General features: G+C 62.3%; 26 protein-coding genes. 14 read left to right on the top strand and 12 right to left on the bottom strand.

What is annotated here, in order from left to right; genetic code table 11:
* Positions 1-15: 15 nt before the first annotated feature.
* Positions 16-618 carry a YqiA/YcfP family alpha/beta fold hydrolase gene (locus tag PQR67_RS00325; RefSeq protein WP_408452899.1) on the bottom strand — a complete coding sequence of 201 codons (603 nt, stop codon included), beginning with the start codon at positions 616-618 and terminating at the stop codon, positions 16-18.
* Positions 615-2009: a UDP-N-acetylmuramate:L-alanyl-gamma-D-glutamyl-meso-diaminopimelate ligase gene (gene mpl / locus PQR67_RS00320; protein WP_408452896.1), complete on the bottom strand. Its 1395-nt coding sequence runs from the start codon at positions 2007-2009 to the stop codon at positions 615-617. The genes PQR67_RS00325 and mpl overlap by 4 nt, the downstream gene beginning before the upstream one ends.
* Before the next feature lie 214 nt (positions 2010-2223).
* Here mpl and PQR67_RS00315 point away from each other — a divergent pair, with 214 nt between their 5' ends.
* The 10 genes from PQR67_RS00315 to PQR67_RS00270 all read left to right on the top strand — a co-directional run bounded on the left by PQR67_RS00315 (position 2224) and on the right by PQR67_RS00270 (position 10520).
* Positions 2224-2877: a UDP-N-acetylmuramate--alanine ligase gene (locus tag PQR67_RS00315; RefSeq protein ID WP_408452894.1), complete on the top strand. Its 654-nt coding sequence runs from the start codon at positions 2224-2226 to the stop codon at positions 2875-2877.
* 11 nt (positions 2878-2888) lie between these two features.
* Complete coding sequence (locus PQR67_RS00310; RefSeq protein WP_408452891.1) at positions 2889-3437, top strand: TlpA family protein disulfide reductase; 549 nt, start codon at positions 2889-2891, stop codon at positions 3435-3437.
* Positions 3438-3631: 194 nt separating this feature from the next.
* Positions 3632-4087 (top strand): type II 3-dehydroquinate dehydratase, encoded by a 456-nt coding sequence (aroQ, locus tag PQR67_RS00305; RefSeq protein ID WP_012434378.1) that lies wholly within the window; start codon positions 3632-3634, stop codon positions 4085-4087.
* Positions 4088-4156: 69 nt separating this feature from the next.
* Positions 4157-4627, top strand: coding sequence for an acetyl-CoA carboxylase biotin carboxyl carrier protein (gene accB / locus PQR67_RS00300; RefSeq protein WP_408452888.1), 471 nt, complete (start codon positions 4157-4159; stop codon positions 4625-4627).
* 128 nt (positions 4628-4755) lie between these two features.
* Complete coding sequence (gene accC / locus PQR67_RS00295) at positions 4756-6123, top strand: acetyl-CoA carboxylase biotin carboxylase subunit (protein WP_408452886.1); 1368 nt, start codon at positions 4756-4758, stop codon at positions 6121-6123.
* A gap of 3 nt (positions 6124-6126) precedes the next feature.
* Positions 6127-7029: a 50S ribosomal protein L11 methyltransferase gene (gene prmA, locus PQR67_RS00290; RefSeq protein ID WP_408452883.1), complete on the top strand. Its 903-nt coding sequence runs from the start codon at positions 6127-6129 to the stop codon at positions 7027-7029.
* Between the two features lie 48 nt (positions 7030-7077).
* Entirely contained in the window at positions 7078-8409 is a 1332-nt protein-coding gene (locus PQR67_RS00285) for a zinc-ribbon and DUF3426 domain-containing protein (RefSeq protein ID WP_408452880.1), read from the top strand.
* A 73-nt stretch (positions 8410-8482) separates the two neighbouring features.
* A complete protein-coding gene (tpx, locus tag PQR67_RS00280) occupies positions 8483-8983 on the top strand; it encodes a thiol peroxidase (protein ID WP_408452878.1) in 501 nt (166 codons plus the stop codon).
* A 96-nt stretch (positions 8984-9079) separates the two neighbouring features.
* Positions 9080-10018 carry a carbohydrate kinase family protein gene (locus PQR67_RS00275; protein WP_408452875.1) on the top strand — a complete coding sequence of 313 codons (939 nt, stop codon included), beginning with the start codon at positions 9080-9082 and terminating at the stop codon, positions 10016-10018.
* Positions 10019-10043: 25 nt separating this feature from the next.
* Positions 10044-10520, top strand: a complete 477-nt coding sequence (locus PQR67_RS00270; protein WP_028196458.1) for an outer membrane lipoprotein — start codon at positions 10044-10046, stop codon at positions 10518-10520.
* A gap of 332 nt (positions 10521-10852) precedes the next feature.
* Here PQR67_RS00270 and PQR67_RS00265 read toward each other — a convergent pair whose 3' ends face one another.
* The 7 genes from PQR67_RS00265 to PQR67_RS00235 form a co-directional block, all read right to left on the bottom strand.
* Positions 10853-11473, bottom strand: a complete 621-nt coding sequence (locus PQR67_RS00265) for a histone H1-like repetitive region-containing protein (protein WP_408453789.1) — start codon at positions 11471-11473, stop codon at positions 10853-10855.
* 30 nt (positions 11474-11503) lie between these two features.
* Positions 11504-11830 (bottom strand): hypothetical protein, encoded by a 327-nt coding sequence (locus PQR67_RS00260; RefSeq protein ID WP_408452873.1) that lies wholly within the window; start codon positions 11828-11830, stop codon positions 11504-11506.
* Positions 11831-11915: 85 nt separating this feature from the next.
* Positions 11916-13148, bottom strand: a complete 1233-nt coding sequence (locus PQR67_RS00255; protein WP_408452871.1) for a ribonucleotide-diphosphate reductase subunit beta — start codon at positions 13146-13148, stop codon at positions 11916-11918.
* A 670-nt stretch (positions 13149-13818) separates the two neighbouring features.
* The gene (locus tag PQR67_RS00250; RefSeq protein WP_408452869.1) at positions 13819-16815 is read right to left on the bottom strand and encodes a ribonucleoside-diphosphate reductase subunit alpha; all 2997 of its coding nucleotides are present in this window, start codon (positions 16813-16815) and stop codon (positions 13819-13821) included.
* Between the two features lie 528 nt (positions 16816-17343).
* Positions 17344-17940: a 1,6-anhydro-N-acetylmuramyl-L-alanine amidase AmpD gene (gene ampD, locus PQR67_RS00245; protein ID WP_408452867.1), complete on the bottom strand. Its 597-nt coding sequence runs from the start codon at positions 17938-17940 to the stop codon at positions 17344-17346.
* Positions 17937-18272, bottom strand: coding sequence for a PP0621 family protein (locus PQR67_RS00240; protein WP_408452865.1), 336 nt, complete (start codon positions 18270-18272; stop codon positions 17937-17939). The genes ampD and PQR67_RS00240 overlap by 4 nt, the downstream gene beginning before the upstream one ends.
* A 10-nt stretch (positions 18273-18282) precedes the next feature.
* Positions 18283-19218, bottom strand: a complete 936-nt coding sequence (locus tag PQR67_RS00235) for a cytochrome C assembly family protein (protein ID WP_408452863.1) — start codon at positions 19216-19218, stop codon at positions 18283-18285.
* Positions 19219-19299: 81 nt separating this feature from the next.
* Between PQR67_RS00235 and ffh the strand changes: the two genes are divergently transcribed.
* Together ffh and PQR67_RS00225 are read left to right on the top strand one after the other, a co-directional pair.
* Complete coding sequence (gene ffh, locus PQR67_RS00230) at positions 19300-20667, top strand: signal recognition particle protein (protein WP_408452861.1); 1368 nt, start codon at positions 19300-19302, stop codon at positions 20665-20667.
* A gap of 143 nt (positions 20668-20810) precedes the next feature.
* Positions 20811-21362 carry a hypoxanthine-guanine phosphoribosyltransferase gene (locus PQR67_RS00225; protein ID WP_408452859.1) on the top strand — a complete coding sequence of 184 codons (552 nt, stop codon included), beginning with the start codon at positions 20811-20813 and terminating at the stop codon, positions 21360-21362.
* 126 nt (positions 21363-21488) lie between these two features.
* Here PQR67_RS00225 and PQR67_RS00220 read toward each other — a convergent pair whose 3' ends face one another.
* Entirely contained in the window at positions 21489-22088 is a 600-nt protein-coding gene (locus PQR67_RS00220) for a MarC family protein (protein ID WP_120347511.1), read from the bottom strand.
* A gap of 11 nt (positions 22089-22099) precedes the next feature.
* Complete coding sequence (locus PQR67_RS00215) at positions 22100-23836, bottom strand: proline--tRNA ligase (RefSeq protein WP_408452855.1); 1737 nt, start codon at positions 23834-23836, stop codon at positions 22100-22102.
* Positions 23837-24207: 371 nt separating this feature from the next.
* Here PQR67_RS00215 and PQR67_RS00210 point away from each other — a divergent pair, with 371 nt between their 5' ends.
* Positions 24208-24954, top strand: coding sequence for an RNA pyrophosphohydrolase (locus PQR67_RS00210; RefSeq protein WP_408453786.1), 747 nt, complete (start codon positions 24208-24210; stop codon positions 24952-24954).
* 76 nt (positions 24955-25030) lie between these two features.
* Entirely contained in the window at positions 25031-25588 is a 558-nt protein-coding gene (locus PQR67_RS00205) for a CNP1-like family protein (protein WP_408452853.1), read from the top strand.
* 116 nt (positions 25589-25704) lie between these two features.
* On the opposite strand, the gene proB is transcribed toward PQR67_RS00205, so the two are convergent.
* Positions 25705-26823, bottom strand: coding sequence for a glutamate 5-kinase (gene proB / locus PQR67_RS00200; RefSeq protein WP_408452851.1), 1119 nt, complete (start codon positions 26821-26823; stop codon positions 25705-25707).
* Positions 26824-26903 lie beyond the last annotated feature (80 nt).

The following is a 26903-nucleotide window of genomic DNA, read 5'->3' as shown; positions in this document are numbered from 1 at the left end:
GGATCGTTGGCACTGTCAGGCCGCTTCGCGCGGCGCCGGCGGCTCGATATCCTCGGCGTCGCAAAAGGCCAGCACCTCGTCGACGTAGTGCGCGAATTCGCTGATCGCGTGGTCGCTCCCTTCGATCAGCGTAGTGCGCGCGCCCGGATAGTGCGCAAGCATTTCGCGGTAATCGAGCACTTCGTCGCCAGTGGCGGCCATCAAATAATAGCGTTCGGCTCGCGTGATCGACGCGACGCCGAGCGCACGCAGTTCGTCCAGATGATGCGGTTCGACCGTAATGCTGCCGCCGCCGTGCCACAACGGCTGCTCGCCGAGATAGGCGCTCAGGTCGCGCTGCGGCACCACCGCCGGGTTCAGCAGCACCGCCGGCCAGCCGTGCTTCTCGGCAAGATACGTGGCGAAGTAGCCGCCCAGCGAACTGCCGATCACGGTGACGTTCTCAGGCTTCGCGGCCGCCACCAGCGATTCGGCGAGGGCCACGGTCTCGAATGGCGAGACCGGCAACATCGGGCAGCACCATTCGTCGCCGCGGCCGAGTTCGACAAGGCGTGCCGCCAGCACGCGCGCCTTGAACGAATTGGGCGATGAGCGAAAACCGTGCAGATAGAGGATCACGAGGTGCCTCGTGTGGAAAGTGCATCGAGCAGCTTCTGATGCACGCCGCCGAAGCCACCGTTGCTCATCACCAGAAGCTGGTCGCCGGGGCGCGCGGCGTGAACCACCGCTTTGACCAGCGCGTCGAGATTGTCGAAAGCCTGCGCTTTGCCGCCAAGCGGCGCGAGCGCCTCGGCGAGATTCCAGCCCAGCGCGTCGCGGCCAGCCGGCGCGCCGTAGCCGAACACCAGGTCGGCGCCAGCGAGACTAGCCGGCAGTTGCGCTTTCATCACGCCAAGCTTCATGGTGTTCGAGCGCGGCTCCAGCACGGCCAGAATTCGCGTGTTTTCGTGGCCGACGCGGGCGCGCAGTCCGGCCACTGTCGTCTCGATCGCCGTGGGATGGTGGGCGAAATCGTCGTAGACGGTCACGCCGTCGACGCTGCCGCGCACTTCCATGCGGCGCTTCACGTTGCGGAAACTCGCGAGCGACTTCGCGGCCTGTGCCGGCGGTACGCCGACATGGCGCGCGGCAGCGATCGCGGCAAGCGCGTTCATGCGGTTGTGCTCGCCCTGCACCTGCCACTCGACTACACCGACGCGTTCGCTGTTGTGATAGACCGCGAAACGCTCGTCGACCGGCACGCCGTCTTCCGCCGGCAAGATTTCCCAGCCGCCTTGCACGCCGAAACGCTCGACTTCGCTCCAGCAACCGCGCGTCAGCACCCGCTCCAGCGCGTCTTCACGACCGTTCGTGACGATGCGGCCGATGCCCGGCACAGTGCGGATCAAGTGGTGGAACTGCGTTTCGATTGCCGCCAGATCCGGGAAAATATCGGCGTGGTCGAACTCGAGGTTGTTCAGGATCGCGGTTTTCGGCCGGTAGTGAACGAATTTGGAGCGCTTGTCGAAGAAAGCGGTGTCGTATTCGTCGGCTTCGATCACGAAGAAGCTTGAATCGGTCAGCCGCGCCGAAACGCCGAAATTCAGCGGCACGCCGCCAATCAGGAAGCCCGGATTGAGGCCCGCGTCTTCGAGCAGCCAGGTCAGCATCGAACTGGTGGTGGTTTTGCCATGCGTGCCGGCCACCGCCAGCACCCACTTGCCGTTCAGTACATGTTCGCCGAGCCACTGCGGACCGGAAACGTACGGCAGGCCACGATCCAGGATGGCTTCCATCAGCGGGTTGCCGCGCGTCACCACATTGCCGATCACGAACAGGTCGGCATTGAGTCCGTTCAACTGCTCAGCGCCATAACCTTCGATCAGACCAATGCCTTGTGCCTCGAGCTGCGTGCTCATCGGCGGATAAACACCGGCGTCGCAGCCCGTCACGGTATGACCCGCGCCGCGCGCGAGGACCGCGAGTCCGCCCATGAACGTGCCGCAGATGCCGAGGATGTGGATGTGCATAAGCCTGTCGTGCCGCGCGGGCGTATTTTTTGCGAGAGATGGGAGTGCAGAGGAGCGGCCGAAACGACCGTCTGCAAAGGACGCTATTGTAACCGACGGCTCTGAATCGCCCTACGAACGGGGCCGCCAGGGCGGCCGCGCGCGTCGCCCACGGCAGGCGCCTGGCGCAAACCGCCCGGAAAAGGCTGTCATCAATCTCTAGTATGATTGAGAGATGGTTCGCAAATCACATTTCGATCCGCAGCGTGTGCGCGAGGAAATCGCCATCGCGGCTGCCCGGATGATCGCTGAAGACGGTCTGGACTACGCAACGGCCAAGCGTAAAGCGGCACGGCAGGTGGTCGGCGAGAGCCGTGTTGCCGGCGAATGGCTGCCGGATAACGACCAGATCGAAGAAGAAATCCGCGAATATCAGTCACTCTTTCAGGGCGACAGCCAGCCGGCGTTGTTGCGGCGGCTGCGCCGCATTGCGATCGACTGGATGGAGCGGCTCGCGCCGTTCAATCCATACCTGACCGGCGCGGTGCTCGGCGGCACAGCCGGCGAACACTCGGATATTCACCTTCAGGTGTTTTGCGACAATCCCAAAGAAGTCGCGATCTACTTTCTGAACGCCAACATTCAGTACGACGTGTCGGAGACGCGGCATTTTGCCGGTCGTGGCTATGTCGAGACGCTGAGCTTCCTCTGGCGCCCCACGAACGAAGGCCGCGATGCGGAACCGGCCGGCATCCATGTCGCCCTGTACGAAACAGACGACTTGCGCGGCGCGGTCCGGGCCGACGCGCGCGGCCGCACCGCCCGGGCAAATCAGCAGGCGGTTCAGGCGTTGCTCGACAACAGCGACGTCACCTCTTCAACTAATTAGACAGACCTGGAATGAATACGAGACGGATTCTGGCAGGCGCACTGGTCGCGATCGCCGCGGCGGGTGGCGGAGTGCTGGCCAATCATTGGCTGAACAGCGACCCGGAAGTGGCCCACGCGGCGCAACCCGGCTCCACGCAAAGCGCGGTCGAACAACTTTGGGCCGCGCCCGTCACGAACGTCGACGGCAAGCCGCAAACGCTAAGTTTGCTTAAAGGCCACCCAATCGTCGTCAATTTCTGGGCGTCGTGGTGCGGGCCGTGCGTCGAAGAGATGCCCGCTCTGTCGCAACTTCAGCGCGAATATGCGAAGAAAGGAATCCAGTTCGTCGGACTTGGCGTCGATTCGGACAAAAATGTCCAGGCGTTCCTGCAAAAGGTGAAGGTAGCGTACCCCGTCTACGTGACCGGGTTTGGCGGCGCCGACCTCGCACGCGCGTTTGGCAACACCGCCGGGGGCCTGCCCTTCACCGTCGTCATCGACGCAAAAGGCAATATCCGCTCGACAAAATTAGGGCAAATCGACCCGCAAGCGCTGAAAGCGACCCTCGACGCACTCTAAATTTCACATTCTTTTGACGATCAGATAGGGGCAAAAGGCGCGAAATTACGCGCAATTCGCTCGAATTTGAGAGAAGATGGGCGCCCGGAGAAGCGGCGAAAGGTCGCCGGGATCGTTTCGAACGCGCGGGAAACTAGACAAGTTTCTCTAATCAGCGCTAAAGTGCGCCCAATTCCACGGAAAAAGAAGCGACCATGACGCGACTGCTGGTACTGCACGGCCCCAACCTCAACCTTCTCGGCACCCGGGAACCTGAGGTCTACGGCCGGGTTACGTTGCCGCAGATCGATCAGGCGCTGGCGGACCGCGCTGCGGACGCCGGCGTCGAACTCGCGTCGTTCCAGAGCAATCATGAAGGCGCTCTCGTCGATCGCATCCAATCCGCACGGACTGAACAAACCGATTTCATACTGATCAATCCCGCCGCGTACACGCACACCAGCGTGGCCATTCGGGACGCACTGGCGGGGGTCGGCATCCCGTTCGTCGAGATTCATCTGTCGAACGTACATCGCCGCGAACCGTTCCGGCATCACTCGTATTTCTCCGACCAGGCAGAGGGCGTGATTTGCGGCCTCGGCTGGAAGGGGTATCTGTACGCGCTCGAATTCGCGCTCGACCGGCTGTCCGCCGGCTCGTCGCGCGGCTGATTCCAAACACGTCTAATTTGCGCCGGCTGCGTACGCGCCGGCACTTCACGCATTGAAAGGGGCTTCCTGATGGATCTACGTAAACTGAAAACTCTGATCGACCTCGTCTCGGAGTCCGGTATTTCCGAACTCGAAGTGACCGAAGGCGAAGGCAAGGTCCGCATCGTCAAGAATGCGCCGCCGGTTTACGTACAACCGTCCGCTTCGTATGCCCCGCAATATGCGCAGCCGTTCCCGATGGCAGGCGGCGAAGCGCCGGCCGCTGCAGCAGGCGCCCCGGCTACGCCGGCCGTCGCCGCACCGCAAGGCCATGTGGTGACCTCGCCGATGGTCGGCACGTTCTACCGCGCGCCGTCGCCGGGCGCCGAGCCGTTCGTGCAGGTGGGCGATACGGTCAAGGAAGGCCAGACGATCTGCATCATCGAAGCGATGAAGTTGCTCAACGAAATCGAGTCGGACAAGTCCGGCGTGGTGAAGGAAATCCTCGTCGAAAACGGGCAGGCGGTCGAGTACGGCCAACCGCTGTTCCTGGTCGGCTAACGCGGCACGCTTTGCGCTTTTTTGCGCTTGCCGCCCGCGCGCCTGCCCTCCCGAGGCGCGCGACCGATCCTCTGAGGCGGCCTGTGTTGTGATCAACCAGGCGCCTATTGATGAGTCGAAAACCCGCTATGTTTGAAAAAATTCTCATTGCCAATCGTGGCGAGATCGCGCTTCGTATCCAGCGCGCCTGCCGCGAACTCGGCGTCAAGACCGTCGTTGTCTATTCGGAAGCCGACAAGGAAGCCAAGTACGTGAAGCTCGCCGACGAGGCGGTCTGTATCGGCCCGGCGCCTTCGAATCTGAGCTACCTGAACATGCCGGCGCTGATCAGCGCGGCAGAAGTGACGGACGCCGAAGCGATCCATCCCGGCTACGGCTTCCTGTCGGAAAACGCCGACTTTGCCGAACGTGTCGAGCAGTCCGGCTTCACCTTCATCGGCCCGCGCCCGGAAACCATCCGGATGATGGGCGACAAGGTGACCGCCAAGCAGACCATGATCAAGACGGGCGTGCCCTGCGTGCCGGGTTCTGAAGGCGCGTTGCCGGACGATCCGAAAGAGATCGTGAAAATTGCACGCCAGGTCGGCTATCCGGTCATCATCAAGGCAGCCGGCGGCGGCGGTGGCCGCGGCATGCGCGTGGTCCACACTGAAGCGGCACTGGTCAACGCGGTCATCATGACGCGCGAAGAAGCCGGCCGGGCGTTCGGCAACCCGCAGGTCTACATGGAGAAATTCCTGGAGAACCCGCGGCACATCGAAATCCAGATTCTGTCCGACTCGTTCAAGAACGCGGTCTGGCTGGGCGAGCGCGATTGCTCAATGCAACGCCGCCACCAGAAAGTGATCGAAGAAGCGCCGGCGCCGGGCATCGCGCGCCGCCTGATCGACCGTATCGGCGATCGCTGCGCGGACGCCTGCAAGAAAATGGGCTACCTCGGCGCGGGCACGTTCGAATTCCTGTACGAAAACGGCGAGTTCTATTTCATCGAAATGAACACACGCGTGCAGGTCGAGCATCCGGTGACCGAACTGATTACCGGCGTCGACATCGTGCAGGAACAGATCCGCATCGCAGCGGGCGAGAAGCTCGCCTTCCGCCAGCGCGACATCGTGTTCAAGGGTCATGCGATCGAATGCCGGATCAACGCGGAAGATCCGTTCAAGTTCACGCCGTCGCCGGGTCGTTTGACGTCGTGGCATATGCCGGGCGGCCCCGGCATCCGCGTCGATTCGCACGCCTACAATGGCTATTTTGTGCCGCCGAACTATGATTCGATGATCGGCAAGCTGATTGCTTACGGCGCAACGCGCGAGCAGGCGATCAAGCGGATGCGCATCGCGTTGTCGGAAATGGTGGTCGAGGGCATCCAGACCAACATCCCGCTGCACCGCGAGCTGATGCTGGACGCGAAGTTCGTCGAAGGCGGCACCAGCATTCACTACCTCGAAAACCGGTTGGCCGCGAAGCAGCAGGCCGCGCCGGAAGAAGCATAAGTCATGACCTACCGGGAACTGATCGCCGAGCTGGCACGCGAGCACGCGGAGGAATTCTCCGACGCGCTGCTCGAGTTGGGCGCGTTGTCCGTATCGGTTGAAGATGCGGACGCCGACACGCCCGACGAGCAGCCGCTGTTCGGCGAGCCCGGTCTCACGCCGGATCGCGCCGCGTGGCAGCGTTCGCGCGTGATCGCCCTGCTCGCCCCCGAACACGAGCCGGCGGTGTTGCTTACGGCCGCGGCCAACGAGGTGGGGCTGGAAACCGCCCCTACGTTTACCGTGCGCGAGGTCGAAGACCAGGATTGGGTGCGTCTCACGCAATCGCAATTCGATCCGATTCCAATCGGCGAGCGCATCTGGGTCGTGCCCTCGTGGCACGATGCACCGGACCCTGACGCACTCGTGCTCGAACTCGATCCGGGCCTGGCATTTGGAACCGGCAGCCATCCCACTACACGTCTGTGCATGGAATGGCTGGAGCAATCGGTGAAGGCGGAGCAATCCGTACTCGACTACGGCTGCGGCTCCGGCATCCTCGCGATCCTTGCGAAGAAATGCGGCGCCAACCCCGTGTACGGCATCGATATCGACCCGCAAGCGGTCGAATCGGCGCGTCACAACAGCGAGCGCAATCGGGCGGAAGTCACCTACGGTTTGCCTGACGAATGCCCCACCGGCGAGTTCGATATCGTGGTCGCCAATATTCTGTCCAATCCGCTCAAGCTGATGGCCTCGATGCTGTCGTCGAAGGTCAAGCCGGGCGGCCGGATCGCGCTATCAGGCATCCTGGCGCGCCAGGCGGACGAAGTGGCGCAGGTCTACGCGCGATGGATCGACATCGGGACATGGCGTGAACACGAAGGTTGGGTATGTCTAACGGGAACCCGCCGCGAAAGCCATTAGAATAAGGCGTATTGCCCAACCAACAGCCTTTCGGCTTACCGGCTCAATATGCTCCTGGCAACGCGTTGCCCCTTCTGCGAAACCGTCTTCCGCCTGCAACCGGCGCAGCTCGCGCTGCGCCGCGGTCTCGTGCGCTGCGGGCATTGCAACGAAGCATTCGACGCGTCGAGCAGCCTGTTCGAGCTGAACGAGGACGGCGACTTCTCCACCGCCAAGCCGGTTGCCGCAGCGGCCGCGATCGAGGCGCTGTCCGGGGTGCGCCCGAGGGGCCCCGACTTCAGCGCGGAAGCATGGGATCCGTGGGCGCCGGTCCCCGACGCGTCAATCGACAACCGCCTGCTTCACAACGCCCACAATCTGCCGCTTACGCCGGTCTCCACCGGCGCCGGCGTCGCGGTTACGCCGCGTCATGCTACCGAGCCGGAACTGCCGGCGAGCGCCTTCACCACCCCGCTTCCCGCTGACAACGAACCCATTCTCGCGCACTCGCCCAGCGAAGCTGCCGCTGATGCGGAAGAGACGCCCACCGACGACCGGCGCGAGCCTTTCGCCCCACCAGCCGATCCGCCGGTTGAGGCGGCGCCGCGCGTCTGGCACAAGACCGAGCGCCCTTCGGGACATGCTGACGATGCAGACGAACCGGTTCTGAACGAGCCGGCTGGCTTGTATGGCATTCCCGACAACGAACCGCACTTCGGTGCGGCCGGCTTAGGTGCGGCAAGCGCAGGCGCGACCGCCGGCCTCGGTGCTGCCGGCGCGAGTGGCCTCGGCTCAGGCACGCAAGCCCCCGGCGCGGCCACCTTTGGATCGAGCGGCGAACCCTTCTCGGTTCAGCCGGTGAATGACGACGGCGTCGATCCCTTCCCGGTGGTGCGTGAAACGCGCCCGCCCGAACCGCGCCGCCTCGGCTGGATCATCTTCGGCTCGGTGGTCGCATCGGTGCTGGCTATCGCCCTGCTCGCGCAACTCGCCTGGTGGCAGCGCGAAACGGTTCAGGTCTACTTCCCACGCACGCAGACGCTCTATGTCAAAGCCTGCGCGCAATTCGGCTGTCAGCTCACGCCGCCGCATGACATCGACGGTTTGCTGGTCGAGCCGTCCGATCTGCGTCAGGTCGACGGGCCGCACAAGCTCGAACTGAAGATGCCGCTGCGCAACCGCTTCAGTATTGCGCTGGCCTACCCGGCCATCGAGCTCACGCTGCTCGACGACCAGAATAATGTCGCCGTGCGCCGCGTGCTGTGGCCGCAAGACTATGTCGCGCCCGGCACGCCGATCGCAGCCGGCCTGCCGGCGCATACGACCCAGACCATGATCGTTCACCTCGACACGGGCAATGCGGTCGCTTCCAATTTCCGCGTGCAGATTTTTTATCCGTAACGCAACCTCGCGCGCCCGGCACTGACCGGGCGTATTCACCGTCATGACTGACGAATTTTCGGAGCACATCAACATGAGTCAAGTTACGCTGGGTGGCAACCCGATCGAAGTAGCCGGCACGTTCCCGACCGTGGGACAGAATGCCCCCGCCTTCTCGCTGGTGGGCAAGGATCTGAAGCCGTTGTCGCTGGCCGACTTCGCCGGCAAGCGCAAGGTGCTGAATATCGTCCCGAGCCTCGACACGCCGACTTGCGCCACGTCGACCCGCAAGTTCAACGAAGCCGCAGCCAAGCTGACCAACACGGCCGTGATCGTCGTGTCGGGCGATCTGCCGTTCGCTGCATCGCGTTTCTGTACGACAGAAGGTATCGAGAACGTCGTGACGGCGTCCACCTTCCGCGGCCATGAGTTCGCGCAAGCCTATGGCGTGGACGTGACGAGCGGCCCGCTGACGGGTCTGACGGCACGCGCCGTGGTGGTCGTCGACGAGAACGACAAGGTCGTGCACGCTGAGCTGGTGGGCGAAATCAAGAACGAACCGAACTACGACGCCGCACTTGCCGCGCTGAAGTAAAACCTTCGCGCACGAACCCCGGCGCCGCGCTTCATGCGCGGCGCTGTCGCATCGTCGCGCCCATTTTCTTTATCGATTTTTACAGGAACGCTCGCCTTGGCTACGCTGATTTGCGGTTCGCTCGCCTACGACAACATCATGACCTTCGAAGGCCGCTTTCGGGAGCACATCCTGCCGGAGCAGGTCCACATCCTCAACGTGAGCTTCCTCGTGCCGACGATGCGCCGCGAATTCGGCGGCTGCGCGGGCAACATTGCCTACTCGCTGCATCTGCTGGGTGGCAACGCGCGCATCATGGGCGCGCTTGGCGCGATTGACGCGCAGCGCTACATGGACCGCTTCGCGCAACTCGGCCTGTCGACGGAGAACGTGCTCGTGGTGCCGGATACCTACTCGGCCCAGGCGATGATCACCACCGATCTGGAAAACAATCAGATCGCGGCGTTCCATCCGGGCGCGATGATGCAGGCGCATCTGAGCCGCGCCGACCAGGCGAAGGGGATCACGCTCGGCATCGTCGGGCCGGACGGTTACGACGCCATGCTCCAGCATTCCGAGCATCTGGCAGCGGCCGGCGTGCCGTTTATCTTCGATCCGGGCCAAGGTTTGCCGCTGTTCGACGGCGAGTCGCTGCGCCGCATGATTGAACTTGCTACTTACGTAGCTGTCAACGATTACGAAGCCAAACTGGTGAGCAACAAAACGGGTTGGTCGATCGAAGAAATCGCCGACAAGGTCGAGGCACTGATTATCACGCTCGGCGAGCAGGGCGCGCGGATTCATCACGCCGGCGGCATCGAAGAGATTCCGGCGGTCAAGGCACAGCAGGTGCTCGATCCTACGGGTTGCGGCGACGCGTTTCGCGGCGGCTTGTTGTACGGCATCGAGAACAAGCTTGGTTGGGCGACCACGGGGCGTCTGGCAAGCCTGATGGGCGCGCTGAAGATCGAACACCAGGGCCCGCAAAACTATGCGCCCAGCCGGGCGGAGATCAACGAACGGTTCAAGCAGGCGTTCGAATACGACCTGCCGTAATACCGCAAGCTATTGGAGTTAGGGAATGAGAACAACGAGTCGCCTGGTCGTGGCCGCCTTGATCGCCGGTTCGCTGGCCATGTCGGGGTGCGCGTACAACAGCAGCTCTGCAGACGTCTACACGGCGTCGCAGGCACAGCGCGAAGAAACGGTACGCATGGGCACGGTCGACAGCGTGCGCGCAGTGAAGATCAGTTCGAATAACGGCCAGCCGAGCGGCTTGGGCGCGATCGGCGGCGGTGCCTTGGGTGCGGTGGCCGGCAGCGCGATCGGCGGCGGCCGCGGCTCGATCGTGACCGGCATTATCGGCGGCCTGGCTGGCGCGGTGGCTGGCAATGCGGTCGAGAACGGCGTCGCGGTGCACGACGGCCTCGAGATCACCGTGCGACTCGACAACGGCGATATGCGCGCGATCACGCAAAGCGCCACCGGCGAAATCTTCCGCGCCGGCGACCGCGTCCGGCTGCTCTCCAGCGGCGGCGTCACGCGCGTCACCCACTAGGTTTCCCCTCTCGTGCGGTCGCGCTTCACGCGCTTCCGCGACGACCTCAAACGCATGCCCTCCCCTGTCGATCGGAGTTAGCGCTTTAGCGCTTACTCCGATCCCATGCAACACGGTGGCGGTGCATGCGTTTTTTTTCGCCCGTCGGTTTTGAAGCGTTGCTTGTAGTTGGCGCGTTCGCCCGAGCAAAAAAAATCCCGTCGCCAGAAACCCGGCAACGGGACCCTGACCGAGTAGCGCTCGGTCATACGGCTACGTAAGCGCTACTCGATCATCGACACAGGTACGGCGTGTCGAAGTACTTCTACCGCCTGGCCAACTTACTGACCAGATTACGGACGGCTGCCCGTCGGGAACGGCCATGCCGCTGCCGGGTTCAGCGCAGTCTTCACCGACGCTGCCGGTGCGCTCGAGACAGAAGTCGCTGCGGGTGCAGGAGCCGCCTTCTTGGCGACAGCCTTCTTCGCAGGCGCAGCCTTCTTGGCAGGAGCAGCGGCCTTCTTCGCGGCAGCCTTCTTGGCAGGCGCAGCCTTTTTAGCAGCAGCCTTCTTCGCAGGCGCAGCTTTCTTGGCAGCAGCCTTTTTCGCAGGCGCAGCCTTCTTGGCAGCAGCCTTCTTCGCCGGTGCTGCCTTCTTTGCTGCGGCCTTCTTCGCCGGTGCTGCCTTCTTCGCTGCAACCTTCTTCACTGCAGCTTTCTTGGCCGGTGCTGCCTTCTTAGCCGGCGCTGCCTTCTTCGCTGCAACCTTCTTCACTGCGACTTTCTTGGCTGCAACCTTCTTGGCCGGAGCAGCTTTCTTCGCTGCAACCTTCTTAGCCGGTGCTGCCTTCTTCGCTGCAACCTTCTTCACTGCGACTTTCTTTGCAGCGACTTTTTTCGCCGGAGCAGCCTTCTTGGCCGGTGCTGCCTTCTTGGCTGCGGGTTTCTTAGCTGCGGCTTTCTTGATAGTTGCCATCATTTTCTCCTTCAGGTTTTCAGATGAGAGTCAGTTCAAACACCACCCTTCGTCAAAACCCGCTTCCCGCGGACGCTTCTCAGGGCGCGCGCTACGAAGCGGGCTATTCATCGGCGTACGCAGGTGCTGCGCGCTTACGCTAATGAATGCGGTAAGGCGCGCCGTGCCCTTGGGCACCGCGCGCCAGATCTGGTCGGCGCTGGATCTCAACGCCGGCAATTGCTTGATCGGGCCGCTGGCGGCAACGCCAACGGCTTTTTCCGGGGGGAAGTTTGCCCATCCCACTGAAGGGTTCGCAAAGTGCCAGTCATGTTTGTGGGCCGCGAAGGCACGCGGCGCACTGGGCACAATTTGCATCAGGCGGTTCTGCTCCTAACTAAATTGCCGCGGCCTAAGCCTGCCGGCATCCCCAAAATGAATGCATCTGCGACACGAACCCGGATCACTCCCAGGTCAGCGCGCCGCCAGTCTGATATTCGATCACTCGCGTCTCGAAGAAGTTGCGTTCCTTCTTCAGGTCGATCATCTCGCTCATCCACGGGAACGGGTTTTCCTCGTTCGGGTACAGCGGATCGAGACCGATCTGCTGGCAACGGCGGTTGCAGATGAAGCGCAGATAGCTCTTGAACATCGACGCATTGAGGCCGAGCACCCCGCGCGGCATCGTATCTTCTGCGTAACGATATTCAAGTTCGACCGCTTGCTGGAAGATCTCGCGGATTTCCGCGCGGAACTCAGCCGTCCAGAGTTGCGGGTTTTCGAGTTTGATCTGGTTGATCAGGTCGATGCCGAAGTTGCAGTGCATCGACTCGTCGCGCAGGATGTATTGGTACTGTTCCGCCGCGCCGGTCATCTTGTTCTGACGGCCGAGCGCCAGGATTTGCGTAAAGCCGACGTAGAAGAACAGGCCTTCCATCACACAGGCGAACACGATCAGCGAGCGCAGCAGGGTCTGGTCTGTCTCGAGCGTGCCGGTCTTGAAGCCCGGATCGGTCAGCACATTGATGTACGGAATCAGGAATTCGTCTTTCGCGCGGATCGAGGCAACCTCGTGATACGCGTTGAAGATTTCGCCCTCGTCGAGGCCCAGCGATTCGACGATGTACTGGTAAGCGTGCGTGTGGATCGCCTCTTCGAACGCCTGGCGCAGCAGGAACTGGCGACATTCGGGCGCCGTGATATGGCGGTAGGTGCCCAGCACGATGTTGTTGGCGGCCAGCGAGTCGGCCGTCACGAAGAAGCCCAGGTTGCGCTTGACGATGCGGCGCTCGTCTTCGGTCAGACCGTTCGGGTCTTTCCAGAGGGCGATGTCGCGCGACATGTTCACTTCTTGCGGCATCCAGTGGTTGGCGCAACCAGCCAGATACTTTTCCCAGGCCCACTTGTATTTGAACGGCACCAGTTGATTGACGTCGGTCTGGCCGTTGATGATGCGCTTGTCGGCGACATTGACTCGCGCTTCAGAAACCGCAGCCGTTCCGGCAGCGTGAGCAGCGGCAATGCCTTTTTCGAAAACGTCTTGAGACGCGAAGACGTTTCGGTCCGAGGGAGCATGATGAGCGGAACGCATTCCGACTTGCGAACCGACAGCCGATCCCGCAGCGTTGCGCAACGCATTCTGTTGCGTAGCGCTCGAGGGAGTTACGGCAGTGATCTCGTCATCCCAGTTGAGCATAAATGTCACCATCAATTTAGAACGGTTTGTACCATCTTTTCACGAGCGATAAAAGAGTTCGCTGATGAAAAATCCTGTTTTCGATTCGCGTTGCTACGTTCATACAACACTTTGTTCAACAGACTGTGTGTGTCGCCTCATGTGAAGCGAGTTGAACGCGTGTCGTCGAGGTGCTTCGCGAGCTCGAAGAGCAACGTGTCGAAGCGACGTTTCGCTGCTCTATCTATCTGTATTGCGGAGCGCGCTTGCAGCGTTTTGCGATTGCTTCCTGCCGCCTCGCGATTGCCTGTTCGTCAGTGCCAGCGAGGTGAAGTTCAATGCAATGTCGAGCGATGCATCTGGCCGGCTGTGTCGTTCGACCTTCGACCGGAGCGTTTGCTGAGCGCTTCATCTCGAGCGCTTCGTCGGTGCTGCCGACTGCTGACTGCGTCATCTACCGCTTGTTACCGCTTCACGACTTCAGTTGCTTGCCCTGCTTCGCTGCTTGTCGACGAGCGGCGCAACGTCGATTTCGTTTCGCCGCGCCGCTCATCTACTTCACTTCTGCATCACTTCTTTCAGCGTTGTTGATCGCTGCATGCGGGTCTTTACCTACGACCCATCGGCCAAGAACGATCCCGCCGCCTGCTTCTTACTTGCCTCGCGCTTCAATCACGCTCGCGAGAGGTTCTTACTGGCAAGCCTCGCACTCGTCGAAACCCGCATCGCCCGGACGCATCATGCACACCGGACCATCCGCTTCCGGCGCTGCTTCGACGACTGCTGCCGTGGCCGCTGCAGCCTGAAAGCCGCCCGGCGTTGCGCCGCCTCCGTTCGCGCCGAAGCCACCCGCTGCGCCGCCTGCCGCGCCACCCGAACCTTCGCCGCCGCCCGAACTCACCGCGTTCAGTTGACCGTGCGCCACCGTCGACTTCTCGACGTGCGTCGCCGCCATCGTGCGGAGGTAGTAGGTTGTCTTCAGGCCACGCACCCATGCGAGCTTGTAGATTTCGTCGAGCTTCTTACCCGACGCGCCGCCCATGTAAATGTTCAGCGACTGCGCCTGGTCGATCCACTTCTGACGGCGCGAAGCCGCCTCGACCAGCCACACCGGATCGAGTTCGAACGCGGTCGCGTAGATCGCGCGCAGGTCGGCCGGGATACGGTCGATGCGCGAGAGCGTGCCGTCGAAGTACTTCAGGTCGGCGACCATCACTTCGTCCCACAGACCGCGTTCCTTCAGGTCGCGCACCAGGTAGTCGTTGACCACGGTGAATTCGCCCGACAGATTCGACTTCACATACAGATTCTGGAACGTCGGTTCGATACAGGCCGACACGCCGATGATGTTCGAGATGGTCGCCGTCGGCGCGATCGCGATGCAGTTCGAGTTGCGCATGCCGTAGCTGGCGATACGCGAACGCAGTTCGGTCCAGTCCATCGATTCGCTCGAATCGACTTCGACGTAACCACCGCGCGCCTGCTCCAGCAGCTTCACCGAGTCTTGCGGGAGGATGCCGCGATCCCACAGCGAGCCGCGGTAGCTCGAGTAACGGCCGCGCTCCTGCGCCAATTCGGTCGACGCGTAATAAGCGTAGTAGCAAACCGCTTCCATCGACGTATCGGCGAACGCGACCGCCTCTTGCGACGCGTACGGCGTGCGCAGCAGGTGCAGGCAGTCCTGGAAGCCCATGATGCCCATGCCGACCGGACGGTGCTTCAGGTTCGAGTTACGTGCCTTGGCAACCGCGTAATAGTTAATGTCGATCACGTTGTCGAGCATGCGCATTGCCACGCTGACGGTGCGCTTGAGCTTGTCGTGGTCGAGCGCCAGGGTGCCGTCGGCCTGTTCCTTCAGGTGGGCGACGAGGTTCACCGAACCCAGGTTGCAGACCGCGATTTCAGCGTCGCTGGTGTTCAGCGTGATTTCCGTGCACAGGTTCGACGAGTGGACGACACCGACGTGCTGTTGCGGCGAGCGCACATTGCACGGATCCTTGAACGTGATCCACGGGTGGCCGGTTTCGAACAGCATGCCCAGCATCTTGCGCCACAGTTGCGCCGCCGGAAGCTTCTTGAACAGCTTGATCTCGCCGCGCGCGACCTTGTCTTCGTAAGCCGTGTAAGCCGTTTCGAATTCCGCGCCGAACTTGTCGTGCAGATCCGGGCAGGTGGACGGCGAGAACAGCGTCCAGTCGCCGCCTTCGTGCACGCGCTTCATGAACAGGTCGGGAATCCAGTTCGCCGTGTTCATGTCGTGGGTACGGCGACGGTCGTCGCCGGTGTTCTTACGCAGCTCGAGGAATTCCTCGATGTCCAGGTGCCACGTTTCCAGGTACGCGCACACCGCGCCCTTACGCTTGCCGCCCTGGTTGACCGCCACCGCGGTGTCGTTGACGACCTTCAGGAACGGCACCACGCCTTGCGACTTGCCGTTGGTGCCCTTGATGTGCGAGCCGAGCGCGCGCACACGCGTCCAGTCGTTGCCCAGACCGCCGGCGAATTTCGACAGCAGCGCGTTTTCCTTCAGCGCTTCGTAGATGCCGTCGAGGTCGTCGTCGACCGTGGTCAGGTAGCACGACGACAGTTGCGAGCGGCGGGTGCCCGAGTTGAACAACGTGGGCGTGGACGACATGAAATCGAAGCTCGACAGCACGTTGTAAAACTCGATCGCGCGCGCTTCGCGGTCGATCTCGTTCAGCGACAGACCCATTGCCACACGCATAAAGAATGCCTGGGGCATTTCGATGCGCACGCCGTCGTGATGCAGGAAGTAACGGTCATACAGCGTTTGCAGGCCGAGGTAGCCGAATTGCAGATCGCGGTTGTTGTCGAGTGCGGCGCCGAGGCGCTTCAGGTCGAACTGCAGCAGCTTGTCGTCGAGCAGCTCGGCTTGCACGCCGCGCTTGATGAACTGCGGGAAGTATTCGGCGTAACGCTCGCCCATTTCCGTTTGCGTGACTTCCTCTTCGAGGATCTCGCGGCGGATCGTGTGCAACAGGATGCGGGCGGTGACCTGGCTATAAGCCGGGTCTTTTTCGATCATCGTGCGGGCGGCCAGGATCGCCGAGTCGTAGACCTGGGTCATCGGCACGCCGTCGTACAGATTCTTCACCGTTTCCGCGATGATCGGATCGGCGCTCACGGCGTCGCCCAGGTTCGAGCAAGCCAGTTCGATGATGCCGCGCAGCGCTGCCATGTCGAGCGGACGCGTCACGCCGTTGTCGGTGACGTTCAGACCCGGCGTGTTGGCGACGATCTGCTCGTCATGGCCGCGCGCCTGGGTGCGCTTCTCGCGATACAGCACGTACGCACGCGCAACGTTGTGCTCGCCGCCGCGCATCAGCGCGAGTTCGACCTGATCCTGGATGTCTTCAATATGGAACGTGCCGCCGTTCGGACGGCTGCGCACGAGTGCGCGCACCACGCTCTGCGTAAGTTGCTCGACCAGTTCGCGCACGCGAGCCGACGCCGCGCCTTGACCACCATTGACGGCCAGAAATGCCTTCGTCACGGCGATGGCGATTTTCGACGGCTCGAACGACACCACGCTGCCGTTACGACGGATCACTTTGTAGTCCGCGTAGGTCACTTGCGGCGCGAGCGCTTGCGCGCCTTGTGCCTGGCCAAAGCTCTGGCCAGTCGATGAACCCTCGTACCGGGTCGTCACGTTGTCGGTGGTTTGCATGTGCAAAGCTCCTGGTCTTGGAAATGTTGCGGAGGAAGCCGCGGATTAATACGAACGCTGCGCCGCCGCGTGCGCAAACGATGAGGTGCAGAAAAAAGGCCGGCTGAGCCGGGTGGCGGGATGCGACAGCGATGAAGCCTGATTCGAATTGATAACGGTCTTCACGCTGTGTGTCGCGATCACTTGCTGTGCCCTTTTCCTGAATTTTTCTGGACGCTGCCGACTCTCTATCAGCCGCGCCGCAGGAATTGTTTTTCACTGCCTTGAACGCTTGCGGCGCCATGCCCGGGAGCGGGGCGCCGCATAACTTATGCACTCGGTTATGCACAGAGTTATACACACCGGACACAAGATATAGTGCAAAACTGAATTTCTGGCACCAAGTATAGTGTAGTTTCAAGACAGGTCAAATCGTTTTATTTGCTTTCGAAGTCTTGACTTTTGGATAGCGCGGCGGGAAACCGCATCCCCGGAGAACAAGGCTGCGCCTTGCTCTCCTCGCTTCACGCAAAGTCGCGCGAAGGGCCGTTACGGCGTTTTGGGAAACTTGAGATAGGGGAAGTACTGATCGGCCAGCGCGGTATCGCGCTGCAGGCGCCGCCACTCGAAATGGGGCCCTGGATCGGTCTTGCGGCCGGGGGCGATGTCAGAGTGACCGGCCAGCCCTTCGACCGGATAGCGAGCCTTGAGCGCCGTCACGAGTACGCCGAGCGTGCGGTATTGCGCCGCTTCGAAAGCAGCCGTATCGCTGCCCTCCAGCTCGATGCCGATCGAGAAATCATTACAGCGCTCGCGGCCGAAAAAATTCGACGGGCCTGCGTGCCACGCTCGCTCGTTGCAGGACACAAATTGCTCGAGCGCGCCGTCGCGATGGATCACGAAGTGCGCCGACACCCGCACGCCGCGCAGGTGCGTGTCGTAGTAAGGGTGGGCGTCGCAGTCGAGCGTGTTCTGGAACAGTTCGGCAATCGCCGTGCCGCCGAACTCATCGGGCGGCAGGCTGATGTTATGCACGACGATCAACGTCGGCACGGCCCCGTCGGGCCGCGCTTCGAAATTCGGCGATGGCAGTTTGCGTGCGGCGTCGACCCAACCGTCGGCGTCGACGGTGAACCCGAGGTTCATCGCGCGTCGCGGCCCGTGGGATGCGCGCCGTGACGCTGCGCATGCGCGGCGCTGCAGAACGCCTGCCCCGCAACAACGACCGAGTCGCTCTTCGGCGCGTGCACGCCGCATTCGGCGCAGCGGATCATCGGCTCGGCAAGCTGCGGCTGCGCTTGCGCGGAGGCAGGCCCGCGCGCGCCGCCATTCGGGCCGCTCTGGCCATTGGCAGCCGCGGCGCCATTCGCACCGGCGCCGCCAGTGCGTTGCGACGCTTGCGCGTCATGACGGCGCAGCGCCTTCACCAGCCACTGGCCAACGATGAACAACAGGATCAGCAGAAAAATTTGTCGCATGGCAGGACACTCACACTACAGCACGGTGCAGCAGCACCTCGAATACGAAACGGCTGCCGACGTACGCCAGCAGCAGCGCGACGAACGACGCCAGCACCCAGCGCAATGCCGCACGGCCGCGCCAGCCGGACACCTTGCGCGCGGTCAGCAGCGCGCCGAACATCACCCAGGAAAGAATCGCGAACACGGTTTTGTGATCGAGCCGCAACGCGCGGTCGACCAGCTGCTCGCTAAATATGATGCCCGAGAGCAGCGTCAGCGTGAGCAGGACGAAACCGGCGCCGATCAGACGAAACAGCAACTTTTCCAATGTCAGCAACGGCGGCAGCGTGTCGAGCCAGCTCGACAGCCAGCCGTTGGCCGCCGCAGCCGCATTGCGTTGCGACATGCCGCCGCGCATTGCGTGCAGACGGCGCTCCACCAGCAGCATCAGAATCGCGTGCAACGCCGCTATCGCGAACAAACCGTACGCGATATTGGCGATCAGGAAGTGCAGCTTGAACATGGGCGCGGCCGAATACGGCAGCACGCGCACGCCATTGAACGCCAGCGGCAATAAGGATGCGACGCAGGCGAGCGGCAACACCAGCAGGCGCAGCCCGTCGAGCGGGAAGAAAAAACTCTCGATCCAGTAGATGCCGGCGCCGAGCCAGAACATCGCCGACAGCGCGAACGCGAAACCGAACACCATCGCGTTCTGGGGAAAGATGGTGGTATGCAGCAGCACGCCGTGGGCAAGCAGGGCGACAAAGAGCAGCGCGCGGCCCGAGGTGCTCATGCCCGAGGCGGCCGAGGAAGACAATGGGACCGACCTGCCCGCGGTGACGGGCACTGCCGGCACGCTCTCGAGCATGGGGCGCAGGGCGGCGTGCCGGTGCGAGCGCCAGCCGGCCACGGCGAGACCGCCGTAGAGGAGCGCAGTGAGGGCATACAGTACAATATCCATATTCGAAGTTTACACTAGGCCCCTGCTCCGCGACGTCTCCCGCATCGCGCCCTGCTCCGGCCGCACTGTTCATCGCTCCCCATGCTCGACAATCTGACTCAACGGATGGCGCGCGTCGTCAAGACGCTGCGCGGCGAAGCCCGGCTCACCGAGGCGAACACCCAGGAAATGCTGCGCGAAGTGCGCCTGGCACTTCTCGAAGCCGACGTGGCGCTGCCCGTCGTGCGCGAATTCATCGCCAAGGTGAAGGAAAAAGCGCTCGGCGAGGACGTCATCAGCAGCCTGTCGCCGGGCCAGGCGCTGGTCGGTGTGGTGCAGCGCGAGCTGACCGCGGTGATCGGCGGCGACTATGAGGGCAAGGCGGTCGAACTGAATCTCGCCGTCACGCCGCCGGCCGTCATCCTGATGGCGGGTCTGCAAGGCGCCGGTAAGACGACCACAGTCGGCAAGCTCGCCAAGCTCCTGCGCGAGAAGTACAAGAAGAAGGTCCTCACCGTTTCGTGCGACGTCTACCGCCCGGCTGCTATTGCGCAGTTGAAGATGGTGACCCAGCAGGTCGGCGCGGACTTCTTCCCGTCGGAACCGGATCAGAAGCCGGTGGATATCGCGATCGCCGCGGTGGATTGGGCCAAGCGCCATTACCACGACGTGCTGCTGGTCGACACGGCCGGCCGTCTGGGTATCGACGAAGCGATGATGGCGGAAATCACCGCGCTGCACAGCACGCTGAAACCGGCAGAAACGCTGTTTGTGGTCGACGCGATGCTCGGCCAGGATGCCGTCAACACCGCGAAGGCCTTTAGCGACGCATTGCCGCTCACCGGCGTGGTCCTCACGAAGCTCGACGGCGACTCGCGCGGTGGCGCGGCGCTCTCCGTGCGTCACGTGACGGGCAAGCCGATCAAGTTCGTCGGTGTCGCCGAAAAGCTCGACGGCCTCGAAGTCTTCTACCCGGATCGCATGGCGAACCGGATTCTCGGCATGGGCGACATTCTTGCCCTCGTCGAAGAAGCACAGAAGGGCGTGGACGTTCAAGCCGCGCAGAAGCTCGCCGACAAGGTCAAGAAAGGCGGCGACTTCGACCTCAACGACTTCCGCGCGCAACTGACCCAAATGAAGGGCATGGGCGGCCTGTCGTCGCTGATGGACAAACTGCCGGCCCAGTTCCAGCAAGCCGCCGCCGGCGCCGACATGGGCCAGGCCGAAAAGCAGATGCGCCGCATGGAAGGCATCATCAATTCGATGACGCCGCTGGAACGCGCGAAGCCCGACCTGATCAAGGCCACCCGCAAGCGCCGCATCGCCGCTGGCGCGGGTGTGCAGGTGCAGGAAGTCAACCGCATGCTGAATCAGTACGACCAGATGCGCACGATGATGAAAAAGCTGAAGGGCGGCAATCTGCAAAAGATGATGCGCGGCATGAAGGGCATGATGCCCGGCATGCGCTAAGCTTTAGCAAGACGGCGGCGCGCGTGCTTTCGTGCACGAACCATGGCACGCGCGGCTGACTCCGGATTTGTGCGGGTTTATTCTGTACCGCACGCCGCCGTTCTCACCCACACTATGTATACAGTTACCGCCCGTCAGACGTCATGAACCGCGAAGAAGCTCTCCATATTTTTAGTCACTCCGAAGAAATCGTTTCGGCCAACGACGTCAACGCGTCGATCAGCGGCATGGCTACCGCCATCCGCAACGAAATGAGCGAGGACTTCCCGCTCGTGCTGTCGGTAATGGGCGGCGCGGCGGTGTTCACCGGCATGCTGCTGCCGCACCTCGATTTCCCGCTCGAGTTCGACTACATCCACCTGACCCGCTATCGCAATACCACCAAGGGTGGCAATGAGATGCAGTGGCGCGTGGCGCCGGCTGAGTCGGTGAAGGACCGCGTCGTGCTGGTGCTCGACGACATCCTCGACGAAGGCGAGACCATGGCCGCGATCCGCGACCGCATCCTCGCGATGGGCGCGAAGCGCTTCCTGAGCGCGGTGCTGTGCGAGAAGATCATTCCGAAGGCCAAGCCGCTGCGCCCGGATTACTGCGGTTTCGAAGTGCCGGACCGCTACGTGTTCGGTTGCGGGATGGACGCCAAGGGTTACTGGCGCAACCTGCCGACCATCCGGGCGTTGACCGAAGGCGCGTGAGCGGCGTGACAGGAGCGGCGGTTTGATGACGCGCTCAATGTAAAAAAGCGGCCCATTGGCCGCTTTTTTATTTGCTGAAGACGACGCAGAGCGTGGCTCTACCCACCCCGCACGCTCTGCACCGGCTCAAAGCTGATGCACAAAAGAACGGATACCGCCGAGCATCATCTCCACTGAGATCGCCACCAGCACCAACCCCATCAAGCGCTCAAAGGCCATCATCGCGCGCTCGCCAAGCCAGGCCTGAATCCGCTCCGCCAGCATCAGCACGATCGCGCAGACGATCATCGTGACAGTCAGCGCACCGATCCACTCGAACATCTTGCCCGGCGCCTGCGATGTCAGCAGCATCACCGTCGCGAGCGCCGACGGACCCGCCAGCGCCGGAATGGCGAGCGGCACGATGAGCGGCTCGCCACCGCGTGTGTCGCCGCCGAACGGACCGTCCGGATGCGGAAACACCATCCTGAGCGCAATCAGGAACAGCACGATCCCACCGCCGATACGCAACGACTGGTCGGTCAGACTCATCATGCGCAAGAAGCGGTCGCCGACCACCATGAACACCAGCAGGATCGCGAACGCGATCGCCACCTCACGGAGGATGACGATCGTGCGCCGCTTCGGCGCCACCCCGCGCAAACAACTGATGAAGAGCGGGATATTGCCGAGCGGATCGGTGATCAGAATCAGCAGGACGGTCGCGGACAGAAAGGTGTATTCCACCTGCGCTCCGCTTAGCGCGCCAACGCGGCGCGAACTTTACCGATCACCGTTTGGGCGGCTTCCTCGACCGGCAGCAGCGTCGCTTCAGCGTCGCGGCGGCCTTGATACTCGAGCTTGCCGTCCTTGAGACCACGATCGCCGATCACCAGGCGATGCGGCACGCCGATCAGCTCCCAGTCGGCGAACATCACGCCCGGTCGTTCGCCGCGATCGTCGAGGATCACATCGACACCTGCTTCGAGCAACGCCGCGTACAGCTTGTCGGCCTGCTCACGCACGGCATCGCTGCGGTCGTAACCCATCGGGCACAACACGACCTCGAACGGCGCGATCGACTCCGGCCAGATGATGCCCTTGTCGTCGAAATTCTGTTCGATCGCCGCGCCCAGAATACGCGTGACGCCGATGCCGTAGCAGCCCATTTCCATCGGACGCGGCTTGCCGGTTTCGTCGAGGCAGTTGGCGTTCATCGCTTCCGAGTACTTCGTGCCGAGCTGGAACACGTGGCCGACTTCAATACCGCGGCAGATGTCGAGCACGCCTTTACCGTCCGGCGACGGGTCACCCTTCTTCACATTGCGAATATCGGCGACGACCGGTTCCGGCAGATCGCGGCCCCAGTTCACGCCCGTGGTGTGATAGTCCACCTCGTTCGAGCCGACCACAAAGTCGCTCATGTTCGCCACCGTGCGATCCGCGACGACCTTGACCGGCTTCTTCGTGTTGAGCGGGCCGAGGTAGCCCGGCGGCGTGCCGAACGTTTCGACGATCTCGGCTTCGGTCGCCATGCGGAAATCGGCGAGTCCCGGCAGCTTGCTCGCCTTGATCTCATTCAGATCGTGGTCGCCGCGCAGCATCAGCAACCAGATGGTCGGCTCGGCGCCTTCGTTTTCCGTGGCAAGGATGATCGACTTGATCGTGCGCTCGAGCGGGATGTTCAGCAGTTCGGCCACGGCTTCGCACTTTGCCTTGCCCGGCGTTGCGGTCTTCTTCAAATCTTCGGCAGGCGCCGCACGTTGCGCGTACAGCGGCAACGCTTCGGCCGCTTCGACGTTCGCGGCAAACTCCGAGGTCGGGCAATACGCGATCGCGTCTTCACCCGTGTCGGCGATCACGTGGAACTCATGCGAACCGCTGCCGCCAATCGAGCCGTTGTCCGCCGCCACCGCGCGGAAATCCAGGCCGAGACGCGTGAAGATGCGCACGTACGCGTCATACATCTTGCGATACGACTCGCGCAGACCTTCCGCGTCCTTGTCGAATGAGTACGCGTCTTTCATGATGAACTCGCGACCGCGCATCACGCCGAAGCGCGGACGGATCTCGTCGCGGAACTTCGTCTGGATCTGATAGAAGTTCACCGGCAACTGGCGATAGCTCTTGATCTGATTTCGCGCGATGTCCGTGACCACTTCTTCATGAGTCGGTCCGATCACGAAATCGGATTGCTTGCGATCCTTGAAACGCAGCAATTCGGGGCCGTACTTTTCCCAACGGCCCGATTCCTGCCACAGTTCGGCCGGCTGCACCGCGGGCATCAACAGCTCGATCCCGCCTGCCCGGTTCATTTCCTCGCGCACGATGGCTTCCACCTTGCGGATCGAACGCAGCCCGACCGGCAGGTAGTTATAGATGCCACCGGCGACGCGGCGGATCATGCCGGCGCGCACCATGAGCTTGTGGCTGACGATCTCGGCGTCGGCGGGCGCTTCTTTCAGCGTGCCGATAAAGAAACGGGAAGCTTTCATTCAGATTTTCCAAAAGCGGCGGCTCCGGAAGGACCGCCCGAAAGGTGAAAACGGTGGGGAAATCGACACAGACCCGGCTCGAAGCCGGTACGGACTCGCCAAACACCCGGCCAAAGCCTGGCCAGGATACGGCTCAGCTCCGGCAAACGGTCTGCGCATACCCGGCAAAACCCCGGCAAAACCGGCCCGACCGCGGCGTTGAAGCCGCCGCGCAAAGCCTTTGCAGCAAGGGATAAGGCACGGAAAGACAGACAGGCTACCGCAAACGCGGGCCTTTTGCGGCGAATCGTTCCAATCTGGTGCGAATCGGTGCGTCGGGTCCGTTATCTGTTTATAATCAAAGCAATTTTAAAGGATTCGAAGGTGGTTGTATGCTGGATCGTGAAGGCTTTCGCCCGAACGTCGGCATCATCCTCTTGAACGCGCACAACGAGGTGTTTTGGGGCAAACGGCTCCGTGAACATTCCTGGCAGTTTCCGCAAGGGGGCATCAAGTACGGAGAGACCCCCGTGCAAGCGATGTATCGGGAGTTACACGAAGAAACCGGGCTGCATCCTGAGCACGTCAAGGTGATCGGTCGCACGCGCGACTGGTTGCGTTACGAGGTGCCTGACAAGTTCATCAAGCGCGAAGTACGCGGTCATTACCGCGGCCAGAAACAAATCTGGTTTTTGCTCCGGATGGTTGGACGCGATTGCGACATATGCTTGCGCGCCACCGACCACCCTGAGTTCGATGCGTGGCGCTGGAATGAGTACTGGGTGCCCCTCGACTGTGTGATCGAGTTCAAGCGGGATGTGTATCAGTTGGCGCTGACGGAACTATCCCGTTTCATGCGCCGGGCTGCGCCGCGTGCGGAAAAACCTGGCGGACACCATGGGCCGCGTTATCCCCGGATAGCGTCGTCAATGGAAAGTCCGCCGGATTCGACGATGATGACGGTCACCGCCTCGGTGACCACCCTCAGCATCGAAACGTCGATTCACACGACGATCGTGTCTGATTGCGGTCCGGGTTCCGGGTCGGTAGCCGAGGTTGGCTCCGCGCCGGAACACGAAGACGAGTCGGATCGCGAAACCGCCGCCGGCTCGCTGTTCCGCCCCGGCGTACGCAATTAACAACTCTGTGCGGCCGTCCACGCCGCCTCCACGAGTGCGGCTCGATGAGCCGCACTCGTCTTTCGAGGAAACCATATTGAAAGCACTTGCTCTCGTCGTGGCGTGCGTCGCCACCGGCGCCCTGCTGGCTGGATGTTCGAGCGCCGGCAAACCCACCAATAAAGACGACAGCGCGTTTGCCTACCTGCTGGACCGGCCGACCAACTGGGTTGAAAACAAGGTCGACACCTTGCCGCCACTGCCGCAAGACTCGAATCTGCTGCCTTTCGAGGTCTCCGGCAACACCCCGTTGCAGTTCGCGGTCGATAAGAATTCGCTCAGCGTCGGCACCGACGGCGTGGTGCGCTACACCGTGGTCGTCACGAGCCCGAGCGGCGCGCGCAACGTGAACTACGAAGGGATTCGCTGCGACACGTACGAATGGCGCCAATATGCGGGGCTGAACGCCGATCACGACGGCTGGGATCAAACCGTCGCCAACGACTTCAGGCGCATCGAGAACGGCGCACTGAACGCCTATCAGGCAACGCTGTACCAGGATTATTTCTGCGCGAACAAGATACCTATGGGCAGCGCGAAGCAGATTGCCGAGAACATCCGCTACAAGCGCACGCAGACCTCGCTGATTCACTAAGGCAGTTTTTCGCGCGCGGGCTTCAAATCATCTGGAAGCCGCTTCGGACGTAAAAAAGCCGTTCCAGCTCACGCTGGAACGGCTTTTTTGTCTGTTGCACGGGTTGCGCCCGGAAGTCAGACCAGCACAAGGTTGTCGCGGTGAATCACCTCAGGCTCCAGCATATAGCCGAGCACCGATTCAATTTCGCCGCTCGGACGGCGCTGGATCAGCTTGGTTTCCGTGCTGCTGTAGTTGGTCAGGCCGCGCGCGACTTCACGCCCGGCCGCGCTCAGGCAGGCGATCACTTCGCCACGCGCAAACGCACCCTGCACCCCGACGATGCCGATCGGCAGCAAGCTCTTCCCGCCTTCGGTCAGCTTTTCGACCGCGCCGTCGTCGATCACCACGTGGCCGCGCACCTGCAGGTGATCGGCCATCCATTGCTTGCGCGCCGCCATGCGTGCAGTGCGCGCGATCAACTGCGTGCCGATCGCTTCACCTGAGGCCAGCCGTGACAACACGTCGGCTTCACGCCCGCTCGCGATCACCGTATTGGCGCCGCTGTGCGCCGCGCGTTTGGCAGCAAGAATCTTGGTCAGCATGCCGCCGCGGCCCAGGCTCGAACCCGCGCCGCCCGCCATTGCTTCGAGCTCCGGCGCACCGGCATCGGCCTGCTGAACGAGCGTTGCGCCCGGATCCTTGCGTGGATCGGCGGTAAAGAGCCCTTGCTGATCGGTGAGGATAACAAGCGCATCGCCTTCGATCAGATTCGCGACCAAGGCACCCAGCGTGTCGTTGTCGCCGAATTTGATTTCGTCAGTAACGACCGTGTCGTTCTCGTTGATGATCGGCACAACGCCCAGACGCAGCAGCGTCAGCAACGTGGAACGAGCATTCAGATAGCGTTCGCGGTCGGCGAGATCGGCATGGGTCAGCAGAATTTGCGCGGTCTGGATCGAATGCTCGGCAAAGCGGCTTTCGTAGACTTGCGCGAGGCCCATTTGACCGACAGCCGCGGCCGCCTGCAACTCGTCGATTTCGCGAGGCCGCTTGGTCCAGCCTAGCCGCTGCATGCCTTCGGCAATAGCGCCCGAACTGACCAGCACCACTTCCTTGCCTTGCGCGCGCAGCGCGGCAATCTGGGCGGCCCAGCGGCCGATCGCAGCATGATCGAGGCCGCGCCCGTCATTGGTGACAAGGCTCGAGCCGACTTTCACTACCAATCGCCGTGAATCTGCGATGACTGAACGCATTGTGCGCGGTCTCCCAGGATAACGCGTGATGCCTGTGCCGGCGACCCTTGCAGGCGCCGGCGCTCAGACTTGCTCAGATT

The organism is Paraburkholderia fungorum (genome assembly GCF_046026025.1).
Classification (GTDB): Bacteria; Pseudomonadota; Gammaproteobacteria; order Burkholderiales; family Burkholderiaceae; genus Paraburkholderia; species Paraburkholderia fungorum_E.
This window is presented reverse-complemented; position numbering and strand designations above follow the sequence as displayed.